Source organism: Rhodococcus sp. NPDC056960, assembly GCF_042674125.1.
In the GTDB taxonomy this organism is placed as follows: Bacteria; Actinomycetota; Actinomycetes; order Mycobacteriales; family Mycobacteriaceae; genus Rhodococcus_F.
The window spans coordinates 24,787-48,514 of sequence record NZ_JBHURF010000043.1; the positions used below are offsets into that span (position 1 = coordinate 24,787).

The 23,728-nt window shown below is 67.5% G+C and carries 22 protein-coding genes; 4 read left to right on the forward strand and 18 right to left on the reverse strand.

All coding sequences use genetic code 11. The features are described from left to right. Positions 1–55 precede the first annotated feature (55 nt). From nuoK to ACFTWF_RS41305, 16 genes are all read right to left on the reverse strand, one after another. The gene (gene nuoK, locus ACFTWF_RS41230; protein ID WP_005239116.1) at positions 56–355 is read right to left on the reverse strand and encodes an NADH-quinone oxidoreductase subunit NuoK; all 300 of its coding nucleotides are present in this window, start codon (positions 353–355) and stop codon (positions 56–58) included. Beyond that, a complete protein-coding gene (locus tag ACFTWF_RS41235; RefSeq protein WP_378466865.1) occupies positions 352–1,161 on the reverse strand; it encodes an NADH-quinone oxidoreductase subunit J in 810 nt (269 codons plus the stop codon). Before ACFTWF_RS41235 ends, nuoK begins: the two co-directional genes overlap by 4 nt. Positions 1,162–1,192: 31 nt before the next feature. Beyond that, on the reverse strand, positions 1,193–1,759 hold the full coding sequence (gene nuoI / locus ACFTWF_RS41240) for an NADH-quinone oxidoreductase subunit NuoI (protein ID WP_378466848.1): 567 nt from the start codon (positions 1,757–1,759) through the stop codon (positions 1,193–1,195). Continuing rightward, a complete protein-coding gene (nuoH, locus tag ACFTWF_RS41245; RefSeq protein WP_378466849.1) occupies positions 1,752–3,101 on the reverse strand; it encodes an NADH-quinone oxidoreductase subunit NuoH in 1,350 nt (449 codons plus the stop codon). The genes nuoI and nuoH overlap by 8 nt, the downstream gene beginning before the upstream one ends. Beyond that, positions 3,098–5,530, reverse strand: coding sequence for an NADH-quinone oxidoreductase subunit G (locus ACFTWF_RS41250; protein ID WP_378466866.1), 2,433 nt, complete (start codon positions 5,528–5,530; stop codon positions 3,098–3,100). The genes nuoH and ACFTWF_RS41250 overlap by 4 nt, the downstream gene beginning before the upstream one ends. A 98-nt stretch (positions 5,531–5,628) precedes the next feature. Further along, a complete protein-coding gene (gene nuoF, locus ACFTWF_RS41255) occupies positions 5,629–6,927 on the reverse strand; it encodes an NADH-quinone oxidoreductase subunit NuoF (protein ID WP_378466850.1) in 1,299 nt (432 codons plus the stop codon). 1 nt (position 6,928) lies between these two features. Then, complete coding sequence (gene nuoE / locus ACFTWF_RS41260) at positions 6,929–7,831, reverse strand: NADH-quinone oxidoreductase subunit NuoE (protein WP_378466851.1); 903 nt, start codon at positions 7,829–7,831, stop codon at positions 6,929–6,931. After that, positions 7,828–9,144, reverse strand: a complete 1,317-nt coding sequence (gene nuoD / locus ACFTWF_RS41265; protein ID WP_378466852.1) for an NADH dehydrogenase (quinone) subunit D — start codon at positions 9,142–9,144, stop codon at positions 7,828–7,830. Before nuoD ends, nuoE begins: the two co-directional genes overlap by 4 nt. Beyond that, on the reverse strand, positions 9,144–9,857 hold the full coding sequence (locus tag ACFTWF_RS41270; protein ID WP_378466853.1) for an NADH-quinone oxidoreductase subunit C: 714 nt from the start codon (positions 9,855–9,857) through the stop codon (positions 9,144–9,146). Before ACFTWF_RS41270 ends, nuoD begins: the two co-directional genes overlap by 1 nt. A gap of 146 nt (positions 9,858–10,003) precedes the next feature. Beyond that, positions 10,004–10,558 carry an NADH-quinone oxidoreductase subunit B family protein gene (locus ACFTWF_RS41275; RefSeq protein WP_185728646.1) on the reverse strand — a complete coding sequence of 185 codons (555 nt, stop codon included), beginning with the start codon at positions 10,556–10,558 and terminating at the stop codon, positions 10,004–10,006. Positions 10,559–10,607: 49 nt separating this feature from the next. Further along, on the reverse strand, positions 10,608–10,967 hold the full coding sequence (locus ACFTWF_RS41280; RefSeq protein ID WP_073363447.1) for an NADH-quinone oxidoreductase subunit A: 360 nt from the start codon (positions 10,965–10,967) through the stop codon (positions 10,608–10,610). Between the two features lie 218 nt (positions 10,968–11,185). Beyond that, the gene (locus ACFTWF_RS41285) at positions 11,186–11,608 is read right to left on the reverse strand and encodes a hypothetical protein (RefSeq protein WP_378466854.1); all 423 of its coding nucleotides are present in this window, start codon (positions 11,606–11,608) and stop codon (positions 11,186–11,188) included. 108 nt (positions 11,609–11,716) lie between these two features. Continuing rightward, a complete protein-coding gene (locus ACFTWF_RS41290; protein WP_378466855.1) occupies positions 11,717–12,925 on the reverse strand; it encodes a serine hydrolase domain-containing protein in 1,209 nt (402 codons plus the stop codon). A 165-nt stretch (positions 12,926–13,090) separates the two neighbouring features. Beyond that, positions 13,091–13,990, reverse strand: a complete 900-nt coding sequence (locus tag ACFTWF_RS41295) for a restriction endonuclease (RefSeq protein WP_378466856.1) — start codon at positions 13,988–13,990, stop codon at positions 13,091–13,093. 72 nt (positions 13,991–14,062) lie between these two features. Continuing rightward, entirely contained in the window at positions 14,063–15,475 is a 1,413-nt protein-coding gene (locus ACFTWF_RS41300) for a chloride channel protein (RefSeq protein WP_378466857.1), read from the reverse strand. Then, positions 15,472–17,103: an amidohydrolase gene (locus ACFTWF_RS41305; protein ID WP_378466858.1), complete on the reverse strand. Its 1,632-nt coding sequence runs from the start codon at positions 17,101–17,103 to the stop codon at positions 15,472–15,474. The genes ACFTWF_RS41300 and ACFTWF_RS41305 overlap by 4 nt, the downstream gene beginning before the upstream one ends. Before the next feature lie 138 nt (positions 17,104–17,241). Here ACFTWF_RS41305 and ACFTWF_RS41310 point away from each other — a divergent pair, with 138 nt between their 5' ends. After that, positions 17,242–18,372 carry an NADH:flavin oxidoreductase gene (locus ACFTWF_RS41310; RefSeq protein WP_378466859.1) on the forward strand — a complete coding sequence of 377 codons (1,131 nt, stop codon included), beginning with the start codon at positions 17,242–17,244 and terminating at the stop codon, positions 18,370–18,372. Positions 18,373–18,381: 9 nt separating this feature from the next. Here ACFTWF_RS41310 and ACFTWF_RS41315 read toward each other — a convergent pair whose 3' ends face one another. Next, entirely contained in the window at positions 18,382–18,906 is a 525-nt protein-coding gene (locus ACFTWF_RS41315) for an OmpA family protein (protein ID WP_378466860.1), read from the reverse strand. Between the two features lie 300 nt (positions 18,907–19,206). Between ACFTWF_RS41315 and ACFTWF_RS41320 the strand changes: the two genes are divergently transcribed. Together ACFTWF_RS41320 and ACFTWF_RS41325 are read left to right on the forward strand one after the other, a co-directional pair. Further along, entirely contained in the window at positions 19,207–19,344 is a 138-nt protein-coding gene (locus ACFTWF_RS41320; RefSeq protein WP_378466861.1) for a hypothetical protein, read from the forward strand. Between the two features lie 322 nt (positions 19,345–19,666). Then, positions 19,667–20,911, forward strand: a complete 1,245-nt coding sequence (locus ACFTWF_RS41325) for an esterase/lipase family protein (protein ID WP_378466862.1) — start codon at positions 19,667–19,669, stop codon at positions 20,909–20,911. Between the two features lie 55 nt (positions 20,912–20,966). Here ACFTWF_RS41325 and ACFTWF_RS41330 read toward each other — a convergent pair whose 3' ends face one another. Beyond that, a complete protein-coding gene (locus tag ACFTWF_RS41330) occupies positions 20,967–21,737 on the reverse strand; it encodes a CPBP family intramembrane glutamic endopeptidase (RefSeq protein ID WP_378466863.1) in 771 nt (256 codons plus the stop codon). A gap of 166 nt (positions 21,738–21,903) precedes the next feature. Here ACFTWF_RS41330 and ACFTWF_RS41335 point away from each other — a divergent pair, with 166 nt between their 5' ends. Next, complete coding sequence (locus ACFTWF_RS41335; protein WP_378466864.1) at positions 21,904–23,601, forward strand: fumarate hydratase; 1,698 nt, start codon at positions 21,904–21,906, stop codon at positions 23,599–23,601. Positions 23,602–23,728: the final 127 nt, after the last annotated feature.

Sequence of the window (23,728 nt, forward strand, 5' to 3'; positions counted from 1 at the left end):
GGTGTCGTCGTCGGGCAAAGTCACCTTCTCGAGGATGTGCGTCATCGTGGACCCGTCAGTTCTTGAGGAGGTTGGCGTCGTCGACGGAAGCCGAACGGCGGGAACGGAAGATGGTCATGATGATCGCCAGACCGACGACCACCTCGGCGGCCGCGACGACCATGGTGAAGAACGCGAAGACCTGACCGTCGAGGTTGCCGTGCATGCGGGCGAACGTCACGAACGCCAGGTTCGAGGCGTTGAGCATCAGTTCGATGCACATGAACACGATGATCGCGTTGCGCCGGATCAGCACTCCCGCCGCGCCGATCGTGAACAGCAGCGCGGACAGGTAGAGGTAGTTCTCCGGGTTCATCGCCGGCCCCCTTCCTCGGACCCACCGGGTTCGGGGGTCGCGACGTCCGCGGTGCCCAGTGCCCGCGCAGGCAGGCTCGCCCGCCGTTCGAGCGACCGGCTCACGGACAGCTCGGAGAACGTGCCGTCGGGAAGCAACGCCGGTATGTCGACCGCGTTGTGCCGCGCGTAGACGCCCGGGCTGGGCAACGGTGTGACTCGGGCGCCCTCCCGGACACGGTCCTGGGACAGCTCACGCTGGTCCTTCCGGCGCTCGAAACGTTCGCGGTGGGCGAGCACCATGGCGCCGATTGTCGCGGTGATCAGCAACGCACCGGTGAGTTCGAACGCCCACACGTACCGGACGAACACGAGCTCCGCCAGGCCCTCGACGTTGCCCGCCGCGTTGGCCTCGTCGAGACCGGTGAACGCGGACACGGACGCACTCCCGAGGCCACCGATCAGGAGCAGTCCGAAGCCCAGTCCCGCGACGATCGCGGCCACCCGCTGACCGCGCAGGTTCTCGACGAGGGATTCGGAGGAGTCGACGCCGATGAGCATGAGCACGAACAGGAACAGCATCATGACCGCACCGGTGTAGACGACGATCTGCACGACGCCGAGGAACAGCGCGCCCTGCGCGATGTAGAAGACGGCCAGGATGATCATCGTGGTGGCGAGGAAGATCGCCGAGTAGACGGCTTTGGTTGCGCTGACCACTCCCAGCGCACCGATCACGGCCAGGGTCCCGAGGATCCAGAACTGCACCCCCTCACCCGTCGAGGTCTGGGTGAAGGGTTCCGCGACCAAGTGGACCGCGGACGGCATCGTGTTCACCACGTCGGCTCTCCTCCCTCGATCACGGCCTGTCCCCCGCCTCGTCGTCGGCCGCGGACGCATCCTGCGACGCAGCCGCCGCTCCCCCGGTCACCGTGCCGCGGTAGTAGTCCTCGGCCGTGGTGCCTGGGGCCATCGGATGCGGCGAATCTGCCATGCCGGGTTCGAGCGGCGCCAGCAGCCGGTCCTTCTCGTAGATCAGGCCGGCCCGGTTGTCGTCGGCCATCTCGTATTCGTTGGTCATGGTCAGCGCCCGCGTCGGGCACGCCTCGATGCACAGCCCGCACCCGATGCACCGCAGGTAGTTGATCTGGTAGACGCGGCCGTACCGTTCACCCGGCGAGAAGCGTTCCTCGTCGGTGTTGTCGGCGCCCTCCACGAAGATGGCGTCGGCGGGGCACGCCCAGGCGCACAGTTCGCACCCGATGCACTTCTCCAGCCCGTCCGCGTACCGGTTGAGCTGGTGCCTGCCGTGATAGCGGGGCGCCGTCGGCGTCTTCTCCTCGGGGTAGAACTCGGTGTTCGATTTCTTGAACATCGTCGAGAAGGTCACGCCGAATCCGGCTATGGGGCCGAGGAATTTAGTCATCACTGTTCTCCTGGGTCGATCCGCTGGACTGCGCGCCGGTGACGGAGACGGGCGTGCGCCGGAACGCAGGCAGCGTCTGCCCCGGCATGGGCGGCACCGGGTACCCACCGGCCATGGGGTCGAACGGTTCGAGCGTCTCCGGGGAGAGCTCGGCGCGTCCCCGTGCCGGCGGTTCCTCGGGTGCACGGACGCGGCCCGGACGCAGGCGGTTCCACAGCAGCGCCACCACGACCACTGCCACCACCAGGCCCGCGACGGCGAGGGCGATCGTTCGGACGTCGTGTCCGTCGTTGCGGAACGCGCGGACGGTGGCGACGATCATGACCCACACCAGCGAGATCGGGATCAGGATCTTCCAGCCGAGACCCATGAACTGGTCGTACCGCAGCCGGGGCAGGGTGGCGCGCAACCAGACGAAGACGAACAGGAAGCACCAGACCTTGAGTGTGAACCACAGCACCGGCCACCAGCCGGAGTTCGCGCCGTCCCACAGGCTGATCGGGAACGGTGCGTGCCAGCCGCCGAGGAACAACGTGGTGGCGAGGGCCGACACCGTCACCATGTTGACGTACTCGGCGAGCATGAACATCGCGAAGCTCAGCGAGGAGTACTCGGTGTGGAAGCCGCCGACCAGTTCACCCTCGGCCTCGGGCAGGTCGAACGGCGCGCGGTTGGTCTCACCGACCATCGACGTGACGTAGATGAGGAACGACGGCAGCAGCAGGAAGACGTACCAGGTGCTTTCCTGGGCGGCGACGATGCCGGACGTGGACATGGTTCCGGCGTCCAGGAAGACGGCCGCGAACGACAGTGCCATCGCGATCTCGTACGAGATCACCTGCGCCGTCGAGCGCAGACCGCCCAGCAACGGGTACGTGGAGCCGGACGCCCAACCGGCGAGCACGATGCCGTAGACGCCGATCGACGTGGCCGCGAGAACGTAGAGGACGGCCACCGGGAGGTCGGTCAGTTGCAGGGCCGTGTGGTGCCCGAAGATCGAGACCTCGGGTCCGAACGGGATCACGGCGAACGCCATGAACGCTGGCACCGCGGCGATGATCGGGGCGAGGATGTAGATCGGCTTGTCGACACCCTTGGGGACGATCCCCTCCTTCAGGGCGAGCTTGATGCCGTCGGCGAGGCTCTGCAGCATGCCCCGCGGGCCCACGCGGTTCGGGCCGACGCGCATCTGCATCCAGGCCATCACCTTGCGTTCGGCGAGGATCGTCAGAAGCGGTGTGAGGACGAGGAACACGAAGATCGCCAGGGCCTTGCCGACCACCAGCCACCACGGGTCGTGACCGAAGAGCGCCGGGTCGGGGTAGACGGCGTCGATCGTCACAGCGCACCTCCCGGGACGGCGCCGTCGGTGTCGGCCGCACGGCGGACGTGGACGACGCTCCCCGCGACCGCGGCCAGTTGCCGGTAGACCGCGGAGCCGGGCGAGTTCAGCGGCAACCACACCACCCGGTCCGGCATGTCGGTGATCGTCAGCGGCAGGGTGACGGCGCCCCGTTCCGTCGACACCGTAATCGGATCTCCGTCACCGGCACCGGTTTCGGCCGCCGTGGCGGCGGACATCCTCACCACCGGGGTGCGGGCCGTGCCCGCCAGGTGCGGTTCCCCGTCCTGCAGCCGTCCCGAGTCGAGCAGCATCCGCCAGGTCGCCAGCACTGCCTCCCCCGGCCCGGGTTCCGGTCGCGGCGGTTGCCGGTGGTCCGGCGGAGCGGGGAAGTCACCGTCCCAGGCGCCGAGCCGCTCGAGTTCACGACGTGCGGTCGCGGCATCGGGAAGTGCGAGCGGGGCACCCATTTCTCCGGCGATGGCGTGCAGCACCCGCTGGTCGGGCATCGCACCGGTGTTGCGGAGCGCGGTGTCGAAATCGCGAATGCGGCCCTCCCAGTCGAGAAACGCACCGGGCTTCTCCATGACGGGCGCAACGGGAAACACCACGTCCGCACGGTCGGTGATCGCACTGTGACGCAGTTCCAGGCTGACCACGAATCCGGCCGCGTCGACGGCGGCCAATGCCGCCTCCGGGTCGGGAAGGTCGTCGGCCTCCACCCCGCCGATCAGCAGCGCACCGAGCGTTTTCGCTGCGGCCGCCGCGAGAATGCCCGCGGTGTCGCGACCCACGGTGTCCGGCAGATCCGCGACGTTCCACACGGACGCGACCTGCCGCCGTGCCACAGGATCGCCGACCGGGCGGCCACCCGCCAGCAGTCCGGGCAGCGCACCCGCCTCCAGTGCAGCGCGTTCACCGGCCCGCCGCGGCACCCAGGCCAGGCGGGCCCCGGTGTCGTCGGCCAGCCGGACCGCCGCGGACAGCGCCCCCGGCACCGCGGCGAGCCTCTCGCCGACCATGATCACCGCGCCCGGTCGACGCAGGAGTGCGGTGACGGCCGACTCCCGATCACCGGTACGGAGTCCATCGAGGACCTCCGGCTCCGCATTCGGTGCGGCGCGGAGCAGCGTGCCCGTCATCTTCGCCAGGCCACGGGACGCGTACGGGGCCACCGAGTACACCGGAACGGACTTCGCGCGGGCGGCCTTGCGCAGCCGCAGGAACACGATCGGCGACTCCTCCTCCGGCTCGAATCCGACGAGGAGGACGACCGGTGCGGCATCCAGATCTTCGTAGGTGACGGCAAGACGCTGCCCCGCCACCCGGGCGGCCAGGAATTCGGCTTCCTCCGCGGAATGCGCACGAGCGCGGAAGTCGATGTCGTTGGTGCCGAGCGCCGTTCGCGCGAACTTCGCGTAGGCGTAGGCGTCCTCCCACGTGGACCGACCCCCGACGAGAACACCCACACTGCCCCGTGCGGCTGTCAGCCCCCGCGCCGCAGCGGCCAGCGCCTCCGACCAGGAGGCGGGTGCCAGTCGGCCGTCGGCGCCGCGGACCAGTGGTGTGCCGATCCGGTCACGCTGCGTGGCGTACGCGAACGCCCACCGGCCCTTGTCGCAGTTCCATTCCTCGTTGACCTCGGGGTCGTCGCCCGCCAACCGGCGCAGCACAGTGCCCCGGCGATGATCGGTGCGCTGCGCACAACCGCTGGCGCAGTGCTCGCACACACTGGGGCTGGAGATCAGGTCGAACGGCCGGGCACGGAACCGATACGCCGTGCCGGTCAGCGCACCCACCGGGCAGATCTGGACCGTGTTGCCGGAGAAGTACGACTCGAACGGTTCCTTCGCGTAGATCCCGACCTGCTGCAGCGCACCCCGCTCCATGAGTTCGACGAACGGGTCACCAGCAACCTGCTGGGAGAACCGGGTGCACCGCGCGCACAGCACACACCGCTCACGGTCCAGCAGAACCTCCGTCGACAACGGAATCGGCTTCGGGAACGTGCGCTTGACCTCCCCGAACCGCGACTCCGCACGCCCGTTCGACATCGCCTGATTCTGCAGCGGGCACTCGCCGCCCTTGTCACACACCGGGCAGTCCAGCGGATGGTTGATCAACAACAACTCCATCACACCCTTCTGCGCCTTGTCGGCGACCGGTGACGTGAGCTGCGTGTGCACCACCATGCCGTCCGTGACCGTCGTCGTGCACGACGCCAGCGGCTTGCGCTGACCCTCCACATCGACGAGGCACTGACGACACGCGCCGACCGGATCGAGCAACGGGTGGTCACAGAACCGCGGGATCTGAATGCCGATCATCTCCGCCGCGCGAATCACCAACGTGCCCTTGGGAACACTCACCTCGACACCGTCGATGACGACGCTCACTGTTGTTTCACGGCTCACTTCGCTCGCGGGCACCGGGGCTTTGACGCCCGCCCTTCCCTCGTCACTCACTCGCTACGCTCCCTCGCTCCTCGGTCCAGAACGCGCGGCCCCGCGCCGGGTCATGGCAAGCATCATGCGTGCACCCCCGCCATCAGCGTGGACTCGTGCGGGTCGAACGGGCAGCCGCCCTGCTCGAAGTGCGCGAGATACTCGTCGCGGAAGTACTTGATGGAGGACATGATCGGGCTCGCCGCTCCGTCACCGAGAGCGCAGAACGACTTGCCGAGAATGTTGTCGGCGATGTCGAGGAGCTTCTCCAGATCGGCGTCGGTCCCCTCCCCACGCTCGAGGCGCTCCAGGATCTGCACCAGCCAATAGGTGCCCTCCCGGCACGGCGTGCACTTGCCACACGACTCGTGCGCGTAGAACTCGGTCCAGCGGAGCACCGCTCGCACCACGCATGTCGTCTCGTCGAAGATCTGCAGCGCCTTGGTGCCCAGCATCGATCCGGCGGCGCCGACACCTTCGTAGTCGAGAGCGACGTCGAGGTGCTCGTCGGTGAAGATCGGCGTCGACGAGCCACCCGGGGTCCAGAACTTCAACCGGTGCCCGGCGCGCACTCCTCCCGCGTACTCGAGCAGCTCCCGCAGGGTGATCCCGAGCGGCGCCTCGTACTGCCCGGGTGTGGTCACGTGCCCGGACAGCGAGTAGAGGGTGAAACCGGGCGACTTCTCGCTGCCCATCGACCGGAACCACTCGATGCCGTTCACGATGATCGGCGGAACACTCGCGATCGACTCGACGTTGTTGACGACGGTCGGTGACGCGTAGAGACCCGCCACCGCGGGGAACGGCGGACGCAACCTGGGCTGACCGCGGCGCCCCTCCAGCGAGTCGAGCAGCGCCGTCTCCTCCCCGCAGATGTACGCGCCGGCACCCGCGTGGACCACCAGTTCCAGGTCGAACCCGGTGCCCAGGATGTTCTTCCCGAGATAGCCCGCCGCGTACGCCTCCGCGACCGCGGCCTGCAGCCGGCGCAGAACCGGCACCACCTCACCGCGGACGTAGATGAACGCGTGTCCGGCGCGGATCGCGTACGCCGCGATGATGACGCCCTCGACGAGCGCGTGCGGCGTGGCCAGCAGGAGCGGCATGTCCTTGCACGTGCCCGGCTCCGACTCGTCGGCGTTGACCACGAGGTAGTGCGGCTTGTCGTCGCCCTGCGGGATGAACGACCACTTCATGCCCGTCGGGAATCCGGCACCGCCGCGCCCGCGCAGTCCGGCCTCCTTGATCGTCGAGATGACGGCGTCCGGGTCGGTGCGCAGCGCCTTCTGCAGACCCTCGTACCCGTCATGACGCCGGTAGGTGTCGAGGGTCCAGGACTCGGGCTCGTCCCAGTAGCGGCTGAGGACCGGGGTCAACGGCATGTCAGTCTCCCTTTCGTCCGGGGTCGGTGGCAGCCGGATCCGTCTCGGACGTGGCGCGGTCCGGAGGCACCGTCGCGGACGGCGCTGGTGCCGGCTCGTCCTTGGCGGACTCCGCCGCCACCGACTCGGTGTTCGCCGACTGCTCCGGGATCAGCGACGTCTCCGCGGGATCCGGTGCCGTCATACCCAATTCGCGTGCGACGCGCAGGCCGGCCAGTGTGGCGGCGCCCGCGCCGGCGCCCGACACACCGGGGCGATCATCGGGGAAACCCGCGAGAACACGCGCCGTCTCCCGGAACGTGCACAACCTCGCACCCCGGCTCGGCGTCACCTGCTCCCCCGATCGCAGCGCATCGACGAGCGAACGGGCCGACTCCGGAGTCTGGTTGTCGAAGAACTCCCAATTGACCATGACCACCGGGGCGTAATCACACGCCGCGTTGCATTCGATGTGCTCCAGGGTGATCTTGCCGTCCGCAGAGGTACCACCGTGGGGAAGGTCGAGGTGCTCCTCCAGCGCGGCCAGGATCGCGTCGCCGCCCATGATCGCGCACAACGTGTTGGTACACACCCCGACGTAGTAGTCGCCCGTCGGATCGCGCCGGTACATCGAATAGAACGTCGCGACCGCGGCCACCTCGGCTCCGGTCAACCCGAGCCTGCCGGCACAGAATTCGATTCCCGCCGGCGTGATGCATCCGTCCTCCGCCTGCACCAGATGCAGTAGCGGCAGCAGCGCCGAGCGCGCACTCGGGTACCGCCCGATGACGGCGTCGGCATCGGCGTCGAGCCTCGCCCGGACCTCCGGCGGATACGCCTCACGCGCACCCGGCCGCACCAGCAGCCCGTTCTCCTCCGGCCTCGGTCCGAACTCGATGAAGACGGGTGCTGTTCGCTCGGTCATCGGTCCACTCCCCCCATCACGGGATCGATGCTCGCGACCGCCGCAATGACGTCCGCGACCATCCCGCCCTCACAGGTCGCGGCCACCGACTGCAAATTGGTGAACGACGGATCGCGGAAGTGCACACGGTACGGGCGCGTGCCACCGTCGCTCACCATGTGCACACCGAGCTCGCCCCGCGGCGACTCCACCGCCACGTACACCTGCCCCGGCGGCACCCGGAAACCCTCCGTCACCAACTTGAAGTGGTGAATCAGCGACTCCATCGACGAGTCCATGATCTCCCGAACATGGCCGGGCGAGTTACCCAAACCGTCCGGGCCCAGCGTCAGATCGGCGGGCCACGCGATCTTCTTGTCCTCCACCATGATCGGTCCCGGCCGCAGCTTGTCGAGGCACTGCTCGACGATCTTCAGCGACTCCTTCATCTCGTCGACCCGAATCAGATAGCGGCCGTACGCATCACACCCGGTGGCGGTGCTCACCTCGAACTCGTAGTTCTCGTACCCGCAATACGGCTGCGACTTCCGCAAATCGTGCGGCAGGCCCGTCGCGCGCAGCATCGGACCGGTGATCCCGAGCGCCATGCACCCCGTCAGATCGAGATACCCGATGCCCTCGGTGCGCCCCTTCCAGATCCGGTTGTCGTTCAGCAGATTCTCCATGTCCCGCAACCGTTCCGGAAGTAGCGTCAGCAACTCGCGCACCTTCTCCACCGCACCGGGCGGAAGATCCTGCGACAACCCGCCCGGCCGGATGTACGCATGATTCATGCGCAGCCCCGTGATCATCTCGAACACGTCGAGAACCAGCTCACGCTCCCGGAACCCGAACAGCATCGCCGTGACGGCCCCCAACTCCATACCGCCCGTGGCCAGAGCCACCAGATGCGACGAGATGCGATTGAGCTCCATCAACATCACCCGGACGACACTGGCCCGCTCCGGAACGTGCTCCGTGATGTCGAGCAACTTCTCCACACCCAGGCAATACGCAGTCTCGTTGAAAAACGGCGACAGATAATCCATCCGGGTCACGAACGTCACGCCCTGCGTCCAGCTGCGGTACTCGAGGTTTTTCTCGATCCCCGTGTGCAGATACCCGATGCCGCACCGGGCCTCCGTCACCGTCTCACCCTCGATCTCCAGGATGAGCCGCAACACCCCGTGCGTCGACGGATGCTGCGGACCCATGTTGACGACGATCCGCTCCTCGCGACCCTCCGAGCGCGCACCCTCCGACGACGCCTTCACCGCGTCGACAACCTCGTCCCAATCCTGACCGGCAACCGTGAATACCGTGTCCTCGCTCATCAGTTGTACCCCCGCCGCTCATCGGGAGGCGCGATCTCCGCACCCTTGTACTCGACGGGAATGCCGCCGAGCGGATAGTCCTTACGCTGCGGATGACCCGGCCAATCGTCCGGCATCTCGATCCGCGTCAACGACGGATGACCGTCGAACACGATCCCGAAGAAGTCGTACGTCTCCCGCTCGTGCCAATCATTCGTCGGATACACGTCGTACAGCGACGGAACGTGCGGATCCGCATCCGGCACCGCCACCTCCAACCGGATCCGCCGATTGTGCGTAACCGACAACAACGGATACACCGCATGCAACTCGCGGCCCACATCCTGCGGAAAATGCACCCCACTCACACCCAGACACATCTCGAACCGCAAATCCGGCTCATCCCGCAACACCCGCGCCACCAACGGCAAGAACTCCCGCCGCACTCCGAACGTCGCCTCACCCCGGAACACCACCACCGATTCCAACGCCGCCTCGAAACCCACCCCCGACTCCCCCAACGCCTCCGCCAGCCCATCGGCCACCTCATCGAAATACCCCCCATACGGCCGCGGCGTACTCCCCGGCAACAACACCGGACGCACCAACCGCCCATACCCCGACGTATCCCCCGTGCCCCGCACCCCGAACAACCCCCGGCGTACGGCTATCACATGGCTCGCTTCGCTCGCGGGTGCCGGGGCTTGGTCGTGTGGTCTTCCCTCGTCACTCACTCGCTACGCTCCCTCGTTCCTCAGTCCAGACCACACGGCCCCGGCACCAACTGCTCGGCTCGCTTCGCTCCCTCGTTCCTCAGTCCAGACCACACGGCCCCGGCGCCAACTGCTCGGTTCGCTCCGCTCCCTCGTTCGCGCGGCGCTCATCGCAGGAGCCCCTTCATCTGGATGGTGGGGGTGGCGGCCAGGGCGGCCTGCTCCGCCGCACGCGCCACCTCCTCCCGGTGGGCGCCGAGCGGCATCTGCTGGATCTTCTCGTGCAACGTCAGGATCGCGTTCAGCAACATCTCCGGCCGCGGCGGGCAACCGGGCAGATAGATGTCGACCGGGACGATGTGGTCGACGCCCTGCACGATCGCGTAGTTGTTGAACATGCCCCCCGACGACGCGCACACGCCCATCGCCAGCACCCACTTCGGCTCCACCATCTGGTCGTAGATCTGCCGCAGCACCGGAGCCATCTTCTGACTCACCCGGCCCGCGACGATCATCAGATCCGCCTGCCGAGGTGAGGCGCGGAACGCCTCCATACCGAAGCGGGCAATGTCGAAGCGTCCGCCGGCGGTGGCCATCATCTCGATCGCACAGCACGCGAGCCCGAAACTCGCCGGCCACAGTGAGCCCTTGCGGACGTACCCCGCGAGCCCTTCGACCGTGGTCAGCAGGAAGCCGCTCGGCAGCTTCTCCTCGATGCCCATATCCGACTCTTCTCTTCCGACTTAGCTTTTGGATCGCTCACAGGGCAGATCAGTCCCAACTGAGACCGCCACGCCGCCACTCGTACGCATAGGCGACGGAGACGTTGAAGATGAACAGGGCCATGGCCCCGAGACCGAAGAAGCCGAGGGCATCGAAATGCACCGCCCACGGATAGAGGAACACGATCTCGATGTCGAAGATGATGAACAGCATGGCCGTCAGGTAGTACTTCACCGGGATGCGTCCCGCGCCCAGAGGCGACGGTGTCGGCTCGATGCCGCACTCGTAGGCGTCGAGCTTCGCACGGTTGTAACGCCTCGGACCGACGATCCTCGCCACGATCACGGAGAACACCGCGAACGCGACAGCAATCGCCCCGAGCACGAGGATCGGCACATAGACATTCATGCCGTCTCAGCTCCCCTCTTCCCGAGCCTGCCCGCCCGAATCCCGGACGGTCGTTTCCGAAGCTACGCTCTTGTGAGTTATGCCACAGCGTACAAGGGAAGTCGTCGGGCCCGGTCGATTTGACCGAGTCAGTTCCGGGCGATCTCGAACGACGGAAAACCCCTGCGGCACAGGCGCTCGATGCGCGTGCGGGCAGCGGGGAAGGAAGTCAGGAGACCCTAAGCGGAGAGTCGGGTGCGCAGCAGCGCTATGACCGCATCGGACAACCGGATCGGGTCGAGCGGATGCGGCACCGCAGCCTCGGCCCGCGACCAGGAGGCCAGCCAGGCATCGTCGGCACGTCCGGTCAGGACGAGGATCGGCGGGCAGCCGTCGACCTCGTCCTTCAGTTGCTTGGCGATGCCCATCCCGCCCGCGGGCACCGCTTCCCCGTCCAGAACCGCCAGGTCGATACCGCCGGCATCCATGTTCGTGAACACGACCGGAGCCGTAGCCACCTCGAGGTATTCCAACTCCGGCAGATCGGGGTGCGGACGCGTCCCCAGGGCCTGAACGACCTTCTGTCGGGTACTCGCGTCGTCGCTGTAGACGAGGACACGCAACCGATCAGGACGGCTGGTGTGGGCGGTCGCGTCGGTCACGGACACGATGCTACCGGTCGCCCGCCGTCCGGAACCGGCGGCACGCGGCCGATCGAAAAGCGGCGCGTCGACCTCGAATTGGTCCGGCCCGCCGCCGGTCGTGTTCGGCTACAGCCGCCCGGCCAGGGCCAGCGCCGTCGAACCTAGCTTCGGCAGGCGGAGATCGGCGATGGGGGTCAGCATGTTGCCGAGCCGATTGGTGACGAACGCGATCGACAGCCCGGTCTCCGCGTCGGCGAACGCACCGGACCCACCCAAACCGTAGTGGCCGAAGGTATTCGACGGCTGCCTGCGCCGCGCCACCATCCCCGCGTGGTAGCCGAGCCGCCAGTTCATCGGAATACCCAGAACGTAGTCGCGGGCCGTCGTCTGCACCTCGCTGAGCTGCGCGACGACCTCCGGCTGCAGGAACTTCGCACCGCCGACGGTCCCGCCGTTCGCCAGCGCCCCGTACATCCGCGCGAGCGCCCGGGCACTGAACACGCCGTTCCACCCCGGCATCACGCTGTCGTGGATCGCGGGGTTGCGAACCAGGGCGTCGAACCCGGCGGGCATGCCGGCGTCGGCCACGTTGCGGAGCCCGGGCAGCCGCGACATCGCGAACGACGTCGCACCCCACGGAACGCCGAACGGGTTGATGTGCGGGAAGGTCCTGGCGATCCGGTCGCGTTCGGTCAGCGGTACCTCGTACCAGAACTCCTTCACCCCGAGCGGCTCGGCGACCTCGGTCCGTACGAGGTCCGTGAACGATGCGCCGGCCGCGCGGGACGTCAGTTCGGCGACGAGCGAGCCGAACGTCACCGCGTGGTAGCCGGGGACCTTCAGCCTGCGCCGGTCGGGGGTCGCGGCGGCCAGCGCGGCACTGACCAGCGAATGGTCCATCAGGCTCAGCGGACCGGGCACGAGCCCGCGAACCCGGTGCAGCCCGGCACGGTGCGACAACAGCTCACGGACCGTGATCGCGTCCTTGCCCTCGGCGGCGAACTCGGGCCAGTACCGCGCCACCGGCTCGTCGTACTCGATGATCCCGCGACCGGCGAGTCGGTGCAGAACGGTGGATGCGACGCCTTTGCCGGTGGAGAACGTGAGGGTGACGGTGTCGGCCTGCCAGAAGGTGTCGCGGCTCGACCATCCCGCCCACACGTCGACGACGGGTTCGCCGTGCAGATAGACGGCCAGCGCACCGCCGCCCTGGCTGGCGTCGTGGAAGAGTCCGAAGAACTGGTCGACGAGCATCCCGAACCGCCGGTCCACCAGCATTCCCGCCGGCGGCCGGACCGTGCGGCCCATCAACGGCCACGGCGTCGTGGTCGTCATATCGACTTCCCTCGGTCGTCTTTCACATCAATGACATGTGCATTTAACTTCCTCTTTACACATGGCAGGACGCCGGCGGCATCGCTTCAGAGTCGGTGTGATCGCTTCGTGGCCATACCGCAACGGGAAAGAGTGTCCCGGCGGTGGTGGGTTACTCGATGCTGATCATTTCGGTTCCAGGGAGTGGAAATAGTCCGACCGGACCTCGACGTCCTCGACGAGTCGTGTCGTGGTCTGGACACCCAGCGAATGCTCCTTCAGCAGGTCGCAGAGCCGGTCGCCGTCGATGAGGTCGATCGGCGGCGCCCCGTCCCGCTTGGACTCCGAGCGGGCGTCACCGGTGAACGTTCCGGTGGTGATGAGCAGACCCTTCTCGCCGCGGCCCGCCATCGCCCCGCGGAAGTCACGCACCGCGCCGGCGCCGACGCTGCCGCTGTACCGCTTGCATTGGAAGAACACCGGGAAACTGAGCAGCGACAGCTGGTACACCCCCAGGCCCTCGATGTCTCCGTCGCCGCCGCGCCCGGTGACGGACGCGCTGGAGAAGCCGGCCTCCCGCAGCAGCCGCTGGGTCAGGCGCTCGAACGCCGGGGGCGACATCTTCAGGACCGTGTCGAGCAGGAGGTCCTTCCAGTCCGCGTCGTTCTCCGCCTCGGCGATGTTCGCGTCGGGCTCGTCCGTCCGGCGGGACGCCGCCTTCGCCGACTTGCGGGCCGCATTCTTCTTGCGATTCTCGGCGGAGAATTCGGCGTGCAGAGGGCGGATCTCGCTCTCGCCGACCTCGCGGCCTTTCTCCGTCACACTCCACACCCCGCGCCGGCTGTTCGTGAGCAGACCCATCCCCTTGAGGTAGGTGCGCGCCCACGCCAACCGGTACTCGATCTCCGTGCTGGGGCCGTCTCCGTGCAGCACACCCTGAACGTCGGACGAAAGCCCTTCGCGCTCAACGACGGCGCTGTCGAGCTCCTCGTTGGACGCCGAACCACCGAGAGCAATGGCAGCCTGAAGCGCTGGCCAGAGTAGGTCGACGTACTGAGGAACGTGAACAGTCATGGCCACAAGCATGCCGGAATCCGCCAGGCGCTCTACACAGGGACCCGGATTCCACCGGGCACCCACACATGGACCCCGATCCGATCATCCCGGGGAACCGTGGGCGAGCCGCGCCGCCGCACGGTTCTCGAGCTGCGCGCGGTAGATCGTCTTCCCCGATCGGCGCACGATGAGATACGCGAGCCCGACCGCGATCATTCCCGGCACGAGGACGCCGACGCTTCCCGTCATCTCCGCGACCATCAGCATGACCGCGAGGGGAGCGCGCGCGATGCTGCCGAAACAGGCCATCATTCCGACGATGACGAAGGGCGCCGGATTGTCGGGAACGGCCGGAGCGATCGGTTCCAGCACACGCCACACCGCGGCTCCGGTGAACGCCCCGATCACCATCCCCGGTCCGAAGATGCCGCCGGACCCGCCCGAGCCGATGGACAGCGACGTCGCGAGGATCTTCGCGAACGGCAACAGCAGCACCACCCACAACGGGATGTCCGTGAGGGCGCCGCGGGCCATCGATTGCTGAATCCAGCCGTACCCGCTGCCCAGCACCTCCGGCAACACGAGCGCCATCAGTCCCACGAGCAGCCCGCCGACCGCCGGTTTGACGATCCGGCTGCCGGGGAGACGGTGGGTGAGATCGACGGCGGTGTAGAACGTTCCGCTGTACAGCAGTCCGATCACGCCGGCCAGCACACCGATGAGCGCGAACCACACCAACTGGACCGGATCGTCGAAGACGTAATCCTGCGCGGCGTATCCGAACAGCGGACCGAACCCGAGGAAGCTGCCGAACACGGTGTAGCTGACGATCGACGTGACCAGCGCCGGCACCAGGATCTCGAAATCGAAGTCCTCCTTGTACGGAATGGTGCAGCACAGCACCGCGCCGCCGAGCGGGGCACCGAAGATCGCACCGATGCCGGAACCGATGCCGATCGCCACGGCGATTCGGCCGTCCCGCGGCGACAGGTCGAGTCTGCGGGCGAGGAGCGAACCGAAACCCGCCGAGATCTGCGCGGTCGGTCCCTCGCGGCCGCCCGACCCGCCGGACCCGATGGTGATCGCAGACGCGACCAGCTTCACGAGGACGACGCGGACGCGGATCATGCGCGGATCTCGGTGAACGGCCTCGATCGCCGCATCGGTGCCGTGCCCCTCCGCCTCGGGCGCCAGGGTGAACACGATGATCCCCGACACCAGACCACCGAGGCACACCACGAGGGGAATCGCCCACGGTCTCGTGAACTCGCGGCTGCCTGCCGCCCCGCCGTCGCCCGCCGCGGTCGGCGGGTGGTAGCCACCGATGTCGACGATCAGCAGTTGCGTCGCCTCCGACAGGGCGACGTAGAACACGACCGCGCCGAGTCCGGCGACGAGGCCGATCACGACGCCGAGAACCAGCCATTTGCGGGTGTAGCCCGCGTTGCGAATCCAGGTTCCCGCCGACGCCCCGATCGAGCGCAGGGCCCGGGACCCGGGCGCCACCCGGATCACTCCAGCTTTCCGAAGACCGTTCGACCCTCCAGGATCGTGGCGAGCACCTCCAGGTCCGCGATGTCCTCGGGGTCCACCAGAAGCGGATTCGCCGACAGCACCACGAGATCGGCATGCATGCCGGGGACGATCGCCCCGATGGCATCCTCGCTCTGCAGGTGCCACGCCGAGTTGATCGTCTCGGCGCGCAACGCATCCGGGACGGAGATGCGTTCCTCGGGTGCGAGGACGCGTCCCGATCGCGTGCGGCGGGTGACGGCGTCGGCGATGTTGCGCAGCGGGTTGGTCGGGGTGACCGGCCCGTCGTTGTGGAACGAGATCCGCTGCCCCGCTGCGATCGCGGACGCGGCAGCCGCCCATCGTGCTCCGCGTTCGGGGCCGAACAGGTCGTCGACGAGCACGTCTCCCCAGTAGTAGAGGTGATCGACGAACAAGCTGCACGTGACACCGAGTTCCGTCGCTCGACGGAACTGGTCCGGGGTCATCGCGCCGACGTGCTCGAGCCGGAGTCGGTGATCTTCCCGCGGGGTGTCGGCGAGCATTCGCGCCCACGCGTCGAGGACCAGGGTGACCGCCGCGTCACCGTTGGCGTGGCAGGAGATCTGCCAGCCGTTCTCGAAGTACGGCCTGCTGATCTCGAGGACCTCGTCCTCCGTGTAGTTGGCCTTGCCGCGGGTGCCCGCGAGACCGAGTGACCGCGTCACCTCCGTGTCGAGGTACGGAAAACTGGTGGCCGCGTTGCCCACCCACGGCGAGCCGTCCGACCAGATCTTGATGCCCACCTGGCGGAGCAGGTCGTTCCCGACCCCGGGCGAGACCTCCGAGGCGCGCTGCGGGTTCGACATCTCGTACAACCGCAGCCGGGCGGTCAGCACACCGGATCGGGCGATCGCGGTGAGGGCACCCCGGAACCGGGGGTCGAACGCCATCTCGCTGGCGGTCGTGATGCCGGCGGCGTTCATCCGGGCGCACTCGGCGGCGAGGAGTTCGGGCAACCGTTCGGTGGCACCGGCGAGGATGCCTGCGGCCACCGCCATCACGGCCGGTGCCTCGAATGCCGAACCGTCCAGTTCCCCCGACTTGTCGCGGCCGAAGCTGCCGCCCTCGGGGTCCGGTGTGTCCTTCGTCAGCCCGGACTCTCGCGCGGCGACGTCGTTGAAATACGCGACGTGCCCGGTGTTGTGGAGGATGACCAGGGACGTATCTGGAGCGACCGAATTGAGCCATTCCCGGGTCGGTTCGGGCAACCCCTTCTGGAGCAGGGGGTCCCACCCGTTGAGCACGGCGCCGTCAGGGTGTTCGTCGACCGCCCGGCGGACGGCGGCGACCACGTCCGCCGCGTCGGCGACGGTGACCGGCCTGATGTCCACGACCGGTTCGCCGAGCAGCACCGCGGAGTTCAGCGGGTGACCGTGCGCCTCGATGAATCCCGGAAGTATGCAGGCGCGGTGCACGTCGACCGTGATCGTGGCCGGTCCGATCAGCGGAAACACCTCGGCGTCGTTGCCGACGGCGGCGATGCGACCGTCACGCACCGCGACGGCCCGAGCGCGTGGGGCGGCGTCGTTCATGGTGACCACGTCACCGAACAGCACCAGATCGGCAGGTTGTGCGTCGTTCGTGCCCATCAGTGCACCCTCCCGTCAGACCGGGCGCGGGCGAGGGCCCATGCGCCGGCAGCGAGTGTCGACTGTGACTTCACATTACAACTACAGAGCAGGTCATATGCAGGAATAGTGCGGAAGCCGGACGAGTTCCAGACAGGCATGACCGAAACACCGCTGCCCGTCGACGGCCTCTTCGAGCCGTTTGCCGTCAAATCACTCGAGCTCCGGAATCGCTTCGCGATGGCCCCCATGACCAGGGCTTTCTCCCCAGACGGCGTCCCCGGCGACGATGTGGCGGCGTACTACCGCCGGCGTGCGGCGGGTGGGGTCGGTCTGGTCATCACCGAGGGCACATACATTCCCGACCCGGCCGCCGGATCACACACCCGGGTGCCGCTCCTGTACGGACAGGACAGTCTCGCGGGCTGGAAATCGGTCGTCGACGCCGTCCACGAGGAGGGTGGCCAGATCATCCCGCAGCTGTGGCATCTCGGCGTCGAACGCGGCCCGCAACCCCGTCTCCATCCCGAAGTGACCACCGCCAGCCCGTCCGGAATCGCCCTCGACGGCACCCCACTGGGACGCGCTTTCACCGAATCCGATCTCGACGCACTCCGCGAGGCCTGGGTCGCGGCCGCCGTGAACGCACGCGACGTGGGCTTCGACGGCATCGAACTGCACGGCGCGCACGGCTACCTGCTCGACCAGTTCCTGTGGGACCGCACCAACGTCCGCACCGACGGTTACGGCGGATCGGCGCAGGCCCGCACCCGGTTCCCCGCCGAGGTGGTCACCGCGATCCGCGAGGCCGTGGGCGAGGACTTCGCCATCGTGTTCCGGTTCTCCCAGTGGAAGTCGAACCATTACGACTCACGTATCGCGCAGACGCCCGACGACCTGGCGGCGGTGCTCTCACCGTTGCTCGCCGCCGGTGTCGACGTCCTGCACCCGTCCACCCGCAGGCACTGGGAACCGGCGTTCCCCGAACTCGCCAGCGACGACGGAGATCTGGGTCTGGCCGGGTGGACGAAGAAGCTCACCGGACTTCCGACCATCACCGTCGGCTCGGTGGGTCTCGACGAGGTGTTCACGACGGCCTTCACGTCCGACGGCGCGTCGAACACCGCCGGTATCGACCGCCTGCTCCAGCAGTACGAGAACGGCGAGTTCGACCTCGTCGCGGTCGGGCGTGCGCTGCTGTCCGATCCCGAGTGGGTGAACAAGCTCCGCGACGGCAGAACCGCCGAGCACGTCCCCTACAGCAACGAGCACCGGTCGGTCCTGCACTGACCGTGCCGGTCAGCTGTCTTCGACGGTGATCTCCACCTGATCCGCGTTCACGCCTTCGGGCGGGTTCGCGGTTCCTTCGACGGAGATGCGACTCTTGTCGACGCCCTGCGCCTCGAGTGCGTTCGCGACGGCCTGGGCGCGCTGGTCGGCCAGCAGTTCGGCGGCCGCCTCGTCCGTGTTGGTGGCGTACGCCTCGATGTTGATCTTGCTGTCGCCTGCCTTCATCGCGGCGGCGACCGCCTTGACGGTCACGTCCGAGACGGCGTTGAGCTCGGCGGTGCCCGACTCGAATCCGATCGGGACCGCCGCGATGGCCGAGTTGATCGCATTCTGTGTGGCCTCGCGCGCGGTGTTCACGGCCGACGACGCCGTGGCCTGAACACTGCTGATCGCGCCTTCCACCCGCTCCGATGCGGAGGAGGTGGTCGTGGTCGCGATCGGAGCCTCGTTCGAGCTGTCGTCGGAGCAGCCGGCCACGCCGAGCACCGCGATGGCCGCGACCGCGAGGCTGCTGACGATCGTCTTGCGAATCATGGATTCCCCTAAACGTCGGATGTCCGGAAGGCGCTACACGTCGTGGGACGAGGATAGCCCCGTCGGCACCCCTCGACGGCGGTATTCGAGCACTGCCGCACTCCCACATCGTGAGATCCGGCGGGACGGATGTGAAGCCGGACACAGGCTTCTCACCTGGCATGAACCCGGCAATTCGCGCCGCGTTTCATTTCAGTTAATCCCTCGGATTGCGATCTCATTTCAATAACGGTAGGAATGAATCCGGCGCCCGCTCAGCGCCAAACGCAAATGCCCACAACCGAGCAAGGAGTTAAAAGCATGGATCTCGCCTTCCTGTCCGATTTCTTCTCCGCCTTCGCTGACCTCGCCGGCGCCCTGGACTTCTTCTCGGGTTCCGCCGACGCAGTGGGCGGTGGCGCAGACGCCGCAACCGCGGCCGCAGCCACGCTTGGCTAGCATTTCCGCTGGTACAAGACTTGAACACCCGCGACGGGGTTCGCGCGCTCAGGCGCGCGAGCCCCGTCGCGGCCTTGTCTGCACCATCGCGAGCACCAATGCTGCGACTATCACAATGTGATAACTAATTAAATGAACATGTTCATTATCTCCCCACCAGCACTTTCTCCGGACTGGTCGATCGACCAATTCCACTAATTTGCGGAGGACCACCCCCTCCGTTCATCGGTAATTAATTGCCGAAATAATCGGAAACAGCCCGCGCCCCTCTACTTTTCGTATCGCGCGCGCATCTCAGTGCACATGCGTACACTCAAATCCCGTGACGGACCCGCAGATCAGACGCCGCTCGGAAGTGCGGGCACTCGCGCAACTCGCGCTCGAGGAAATCGGGGGCGCGGCAGGCGGAATCGGCAGCATCCACCGCGCGATCTCCGACCGCGTCTTCGCCGGCGCACGACTCGGACTCGGCACCCGCACGCTCCCTGTCAAGGCCCTCCACGACGGCATCTCGGGGGCCGTGTACGCGCTGGTCTCCGACACCGCGCGCCTCGGCGGTTCCCTCGCGGGACGGTTTCTCGACCTTCCGTCGTCCGAGAACGTCGTACCCTCGCAGACGCGGCGCGGCGCTCAGGCCATCGCCGCGATTCAGGGGCTGATCGGCGACGTTCTGGAATCCCAGGGGTCACCGCTCGCCGAGCCCATGGCGATCCGGGTGAACGGGGTCGCGCTCACGCCGGATGCGGCAACGCTCGCAGAGGCGTTCCCGCATGCCGGCGGCCGCATCGTCGTCTTCCTGCACGGACTCGTCGAGACCGAGAGCGCCTGGGCACTGGGTGGCCGAGCCACCTACGGTGAACGGCTCGGAACGGACCTCGGATACACGGCGCTGCAGATCCGCTACAACTCCGGCCGTCACATCTCGGACAACGGCAAAAGCCTGTCCGACCTTCTGGACACGGTCACCGAGCACTGGCCGGTCGAGGTGGAGTCGATCGCACTCGTCGGGCATTCCATGGGTGGCCTCGTCGCCCGCAGCGGATGCCGGGTGGCATTTCTCGACGATCGCCCGTGGGTCGGACGCGTGCGGCAGGTGGTGAGCCTCGGCTCCCCGCACCTCGGAGCCCCACTCGAACAGGCCGTGCACTACGCGAGCGCAGGCCTGGCGGCGTTGCCGGAGACGCGGGCGATCTCCGCGCTGCTCCGCCGGAGAAGCGCGGGCATCCGGGATCTGAATCAGGGGTCGCTGGTCGACGAGGACTGGCGCGGCCGCGATCCGGATGCCCTGCGCGCCACAGCGTGCAGCGAGGTCCCACTACTCGACGGGGTGACCTACTGCTTCGTCTCCGCGACCATCACGCGAAGCCCGAAGCACCCACTGGGTCGTATGTTCGGCGACGGCATGGTGCTCGTCCCGAGCGCCTCGGGGCGCAACAAGACGCGGATGATCGGCTTCCGCGACGAGGACGGCATGCACCTCGCGCCCGCGAACCATTTCACGATGCTCAACCACGAGTCGGTGTACGAGAAGCTGCTCGAATGGTTCGGTGCGCCGGAGGTCGGCTGATCCGCATTCAGGCCACGGTCGCGGGCGACACTCAGGCCACGGTCGCGGGCGACACTCAGGCCATGGTCGCGTGCCAGACGAGGGCTGCGGCGAGTGCACCCGCGCCGTTCAGCGACCAGTGCAGCGCGATGGGGGCGATCAGGCTCCCGCTGCGCCGGCGCAGCCACGTGAACACGACGCCCGCGGCCGCAGTGGCGATCACGGCCGCCACGATGCCGAGAACCTGCCCGAGCACGCCGCCACCCAGGAAGCTGGACAACCCCTTGTTGCCCGAGGTCAGTCCCAGCGAGGACGCGATGTGCCACAGACCGAACATCAGCGATCCGGCTGCGAAGACGCCGCGTGCGCCGTACACGCGGTCCAGGGTGCCGTGCAGCACGCCGCGGAACGCGAGTTCCTCGGGGATGACGGTCTGCAACGGGATGACGATCATCGACGCGATGAGCGCGCCGGACAGGGTCGCGTAGCGATCGGCCATGAAGAAGGGACGGGTGATCGGCAGGGCTGCGCCGATAGCCACGACGCCGATGACGAGACCCATCGCCGCGAGGGCGTACAGCGAACCCCGTCGCCAGTGCCGGGGCGAGAGGCCCAGCTCGGTCCACCCGAGACCGCGGCGACGCGTGAGCACGAGCAGCACGACGGCCGCAATGGGAACGGTCGCGATGCTGGCCCACGCCGTGGTGAAGTGCGCAATAAGATTCGTGGCCGCGAGGACCACCACCACGATTGCGACGTCGAGGTAGGCGTGCAGCACGGGCCGCTGGGCGCGTGCACCGGGCTTCTCGTCGTCGACGGTTCCGGCGTACTGGACTTCGAGGGTCATTCGGCCGGCCGATCTCGTTCGTGTTCGCGCATCCAGTCAAGTGTACGGATTTGTTTGTGAAAACCCTGTGACTGCCGCCACAACACGGCCCCCGGCCTCTGCCGCCTCACGCAGCCGCGTCTAGCCTGAATACGAACTTCACACAACCCGCTGTCCAGGAGATAGAATGGCCGACTTCCTCTACGAGGACTTGCTGCCGATCGGTGCGGACCCCACCGAATATCGGCTGCTGACCACCGAGGGGGTGTCGACTGTCGAAGGACCCGGCGGCCGCACCTTCCTGTCCGTCGAGCCCGAGGCGCTGCGCCTGCTCACCGAGACCGCGCTGCACGACATCTCGCACTACCTGCGCAGCGATCATCTGACGCAGCTCGCGAGCATCCTCGACGATCCGGAAGCCTCGAACAACGACAAGTTCGTGGCGCTGGATCTCCTCAAGAACGCCAACATCTCCGCGGCAGGTGTACTGCCGATGTGCCAGGACACCGGCACCGCGATCGTGATGGGCAAGCGCGGCCAGCACGTCCTCACCCCCGGCGACGACGAGAAGGCCATCGCGCGGGGCGTCTACGACGCCTACACGCGGCTCAACCTGCGGTACTCGCAGAACGCGCCGATCACGATGTGGGACGAGAAGAACACCGGCAGCAACCTCCCCGCCCAGATCGAGCTGTACGCCGACACGGCGGCCGGCCACGAGAACGCCTACAAGTTCCTGTACATGGCCAAGGGCGGCGGCAGCGCCAACAAGTCGTACCTGTTCCAGGAGACCAAGGCGATCCTGAACCCCGACGGCATGATGCGGTTCCTCGAAGAGAAGATCCGCGCCCTCGGCACCGCAGCCTGCCCGCCGTACCACCTCGCGATCGTCGTCGGCGGCACGTCCGCGGAGTTCGCCCTCAAGACGGCGAAGTACGCGTCGGCGCACTACCTCGACGAACTTCCCAACGAGGGTGCCGTCACCGGCCGCGGGTTCCGCGACCTCGACCTCGAGGAGAAGGTGCTCGAGCTGACCCGTCAGATCGGCATCGGCGCCCAGTTCGGCGGCAAGTACTTCTGCCACGACGTCCGCGTCATCCGCCTCCCCCGCCACGGCGCGTCGCTGCCCGTCGCGCTCGCCGTGTCCTGCTCGGCCGACCGCCAGGCCAAGGCGAAGATCACCCCCGAGGGCGTCTTCCTCGAGCAGCTCGAATTCAACCCGGGCCGATTCCTCCCCGAGGTCACCGACGCCCAGCTCGACGCCGAGACCGACGGCGTCTCCGGCACCGGCAAGGGTGCGGCCGTGAAGATCGACCTCACCAAGCCGATGCCCGAGATCCTCGCCGAGCTGTCGAAGCACCCGGTGAAGACGCGGCTGTCGCTCACCGGCCCGCTCGTCGTCGCCCGCGACATCGCCCACGCCAAGATCAAGGAACGGCTCGACGCCGGCGAGGAGATGCCGCAATACCTCAAGGACCACCCGGTTTACTACGCCGGGCCGGCCAAGACCCCCGACGGCATGGCGTCCGGTTCCTTCGGTCCCACCACCGCCGGTCGCATGGACTCCTACGTCGAGCAGTTCCAGGCCGCTGGCGGCTCCATGGTGATGCTCGCGAAGGGCAACCGCTCCAAGCAGGTCACCGACGCCTGCAAGTCCTACGGCGGCTTCTACCTCGGGTCCATCGGCGGTCCCGCGGCGCGTCTCGCCCTCGACTGCATCAAGAAGGTCGAGATCGTCGAGTACGAAGAGCTCGGCATGGAAGCGGTCTGGAAGATCGAGGTCGAGGACTTCCCCGCATTCATCGTCGTCGACGACAAGGGTGAGGACTTCTTCGCCGGCGTCTCCACGCCCACCCTCACCATCGGCAAGCGTCCCGGGCTGTAGGCGGCTCCGCCGCCCGTGCGCCTTTGTGGTTGGGCGGGTTCAACCGGTCGTTGCAACATCCCTGATGATGAGGGGTGTTTGAGATGGTGATGATCGGTCGGCCGCCGGCTTCGGAGCAGGCGCGGCT

Bases quoted from the DNA above. Each gene is read 5' to 3' on its own strand.
- nuoK (WP_005239116.1), bottom strand. From the start codon at position 355: ATGAACCCGGAGAACTACCTCTACCTGTCCGCGCTGCTGTTCACGATC.
- ACFTWF_RS41235 (WP_378466865.1), bottom strand. From the start codon at position 1,161: ATGCCGTCCGCGGTCCACTTGGTCGCGGAACCCTTCACCCAGACCTCG.
- nuoI (WP_378466848.1), bottom strand. From the start codon at position 1,759: ATGACTAAATTCCTCGGCCCCATAGCCGGATTCGGCGTGACCTTCTCG.
- nuoF (WP_378466850.1), bottom strand. From the start codon at position 6,927: ATGCCGTTGACCCCGGTCCTCAGCCGCTACTGGGACGAGCCCGAGTCC.
- nuoE (WP_378466851.1), bottom strand. From the start codon at position 7,831: ATGACCGAGCGAACAGCACCCGTCTTCATCGAGTTCGGACCGAGGCCG.
- nuoD (WP_378466852.1), bottom strand. From the start codon at position 9,144: ATGAGCGAGGACACGGTATTCACGGTTGCCGGTCAGGATTGGGACGAG.
- ACFTWF_RS41275 (WP_185728646.1), bottom strand. From the start codon at position 10,558: ATGGGCATCGAGGAGAAGCTGCCGAGCGGCTTCCTGCTGACCACGGTC.
- ACFTWF_RS41280 (WP_073363447.1), bottom strand. From the start codon at position 10,967: ATGAATGTCTATGTGCCGATCCTCGTGCTCGGGGCGATTGCTGTCGCG.
- ACFTWF_RS41290 (WP_378466855.1), bottom strand. From the start codon at position 12,925: ATGACGACCACGACGCCGTGGCCGTTGATGGGCCGCACGGTCCGGCCG.
- ACFTWF_RS41295 (WP_378466856.1), bottom strand. From the start codon at position 13,990: ATGCTTGTGGCCATGACTGTTCACGTTCCTCAGTACGTCGACCTACTC.
- ACFTWF_RS41305 (WP_378466858.1), bottom strand. From the start codon at position 17,103: ATGGGCACGAACGACGCACAACCTGCCGATCTGGTGCTGTTCGGTGAC.
- ACFTWF_RS41310 (WP_378466859.1), top strand. From the start codon at position 17,242: ATGACCGAAACACCGCTGCCCGTCGACGGCCTCTTCGAGCCGTTTGCC.
- ACFTWF_RS41315 (WP_378466860.1), bottom strand. From the start codon at position 18,906: ATGATTCGCAAGACGATCGTCAGCAGCCTCGCGGTCGCGGCCATCGCG.
- ACFTWF_RS41320 (WP_378466861.1), top strand. From the start codon at position 19,207: ATGGATCTCGCCTTCCTGTCCGATTTCTTCTCCGCCTTCGCTGACCTC.
- ACFTWF_RS41330 (WP_378466863.1), bottom strand. From the start codon at position 21,737: ATGACCCTCGAAGTCCAGTACGCCGGAACCGTCGACGACGAGAAGCCC.
- ACFTWF_RS41335 (WP_378466864.1), top strand. From the start codon at position 21,904: ATGGCCGACTTCCTCTACGAGGACTTGCTGCCGATCGGTGCGGACCCC.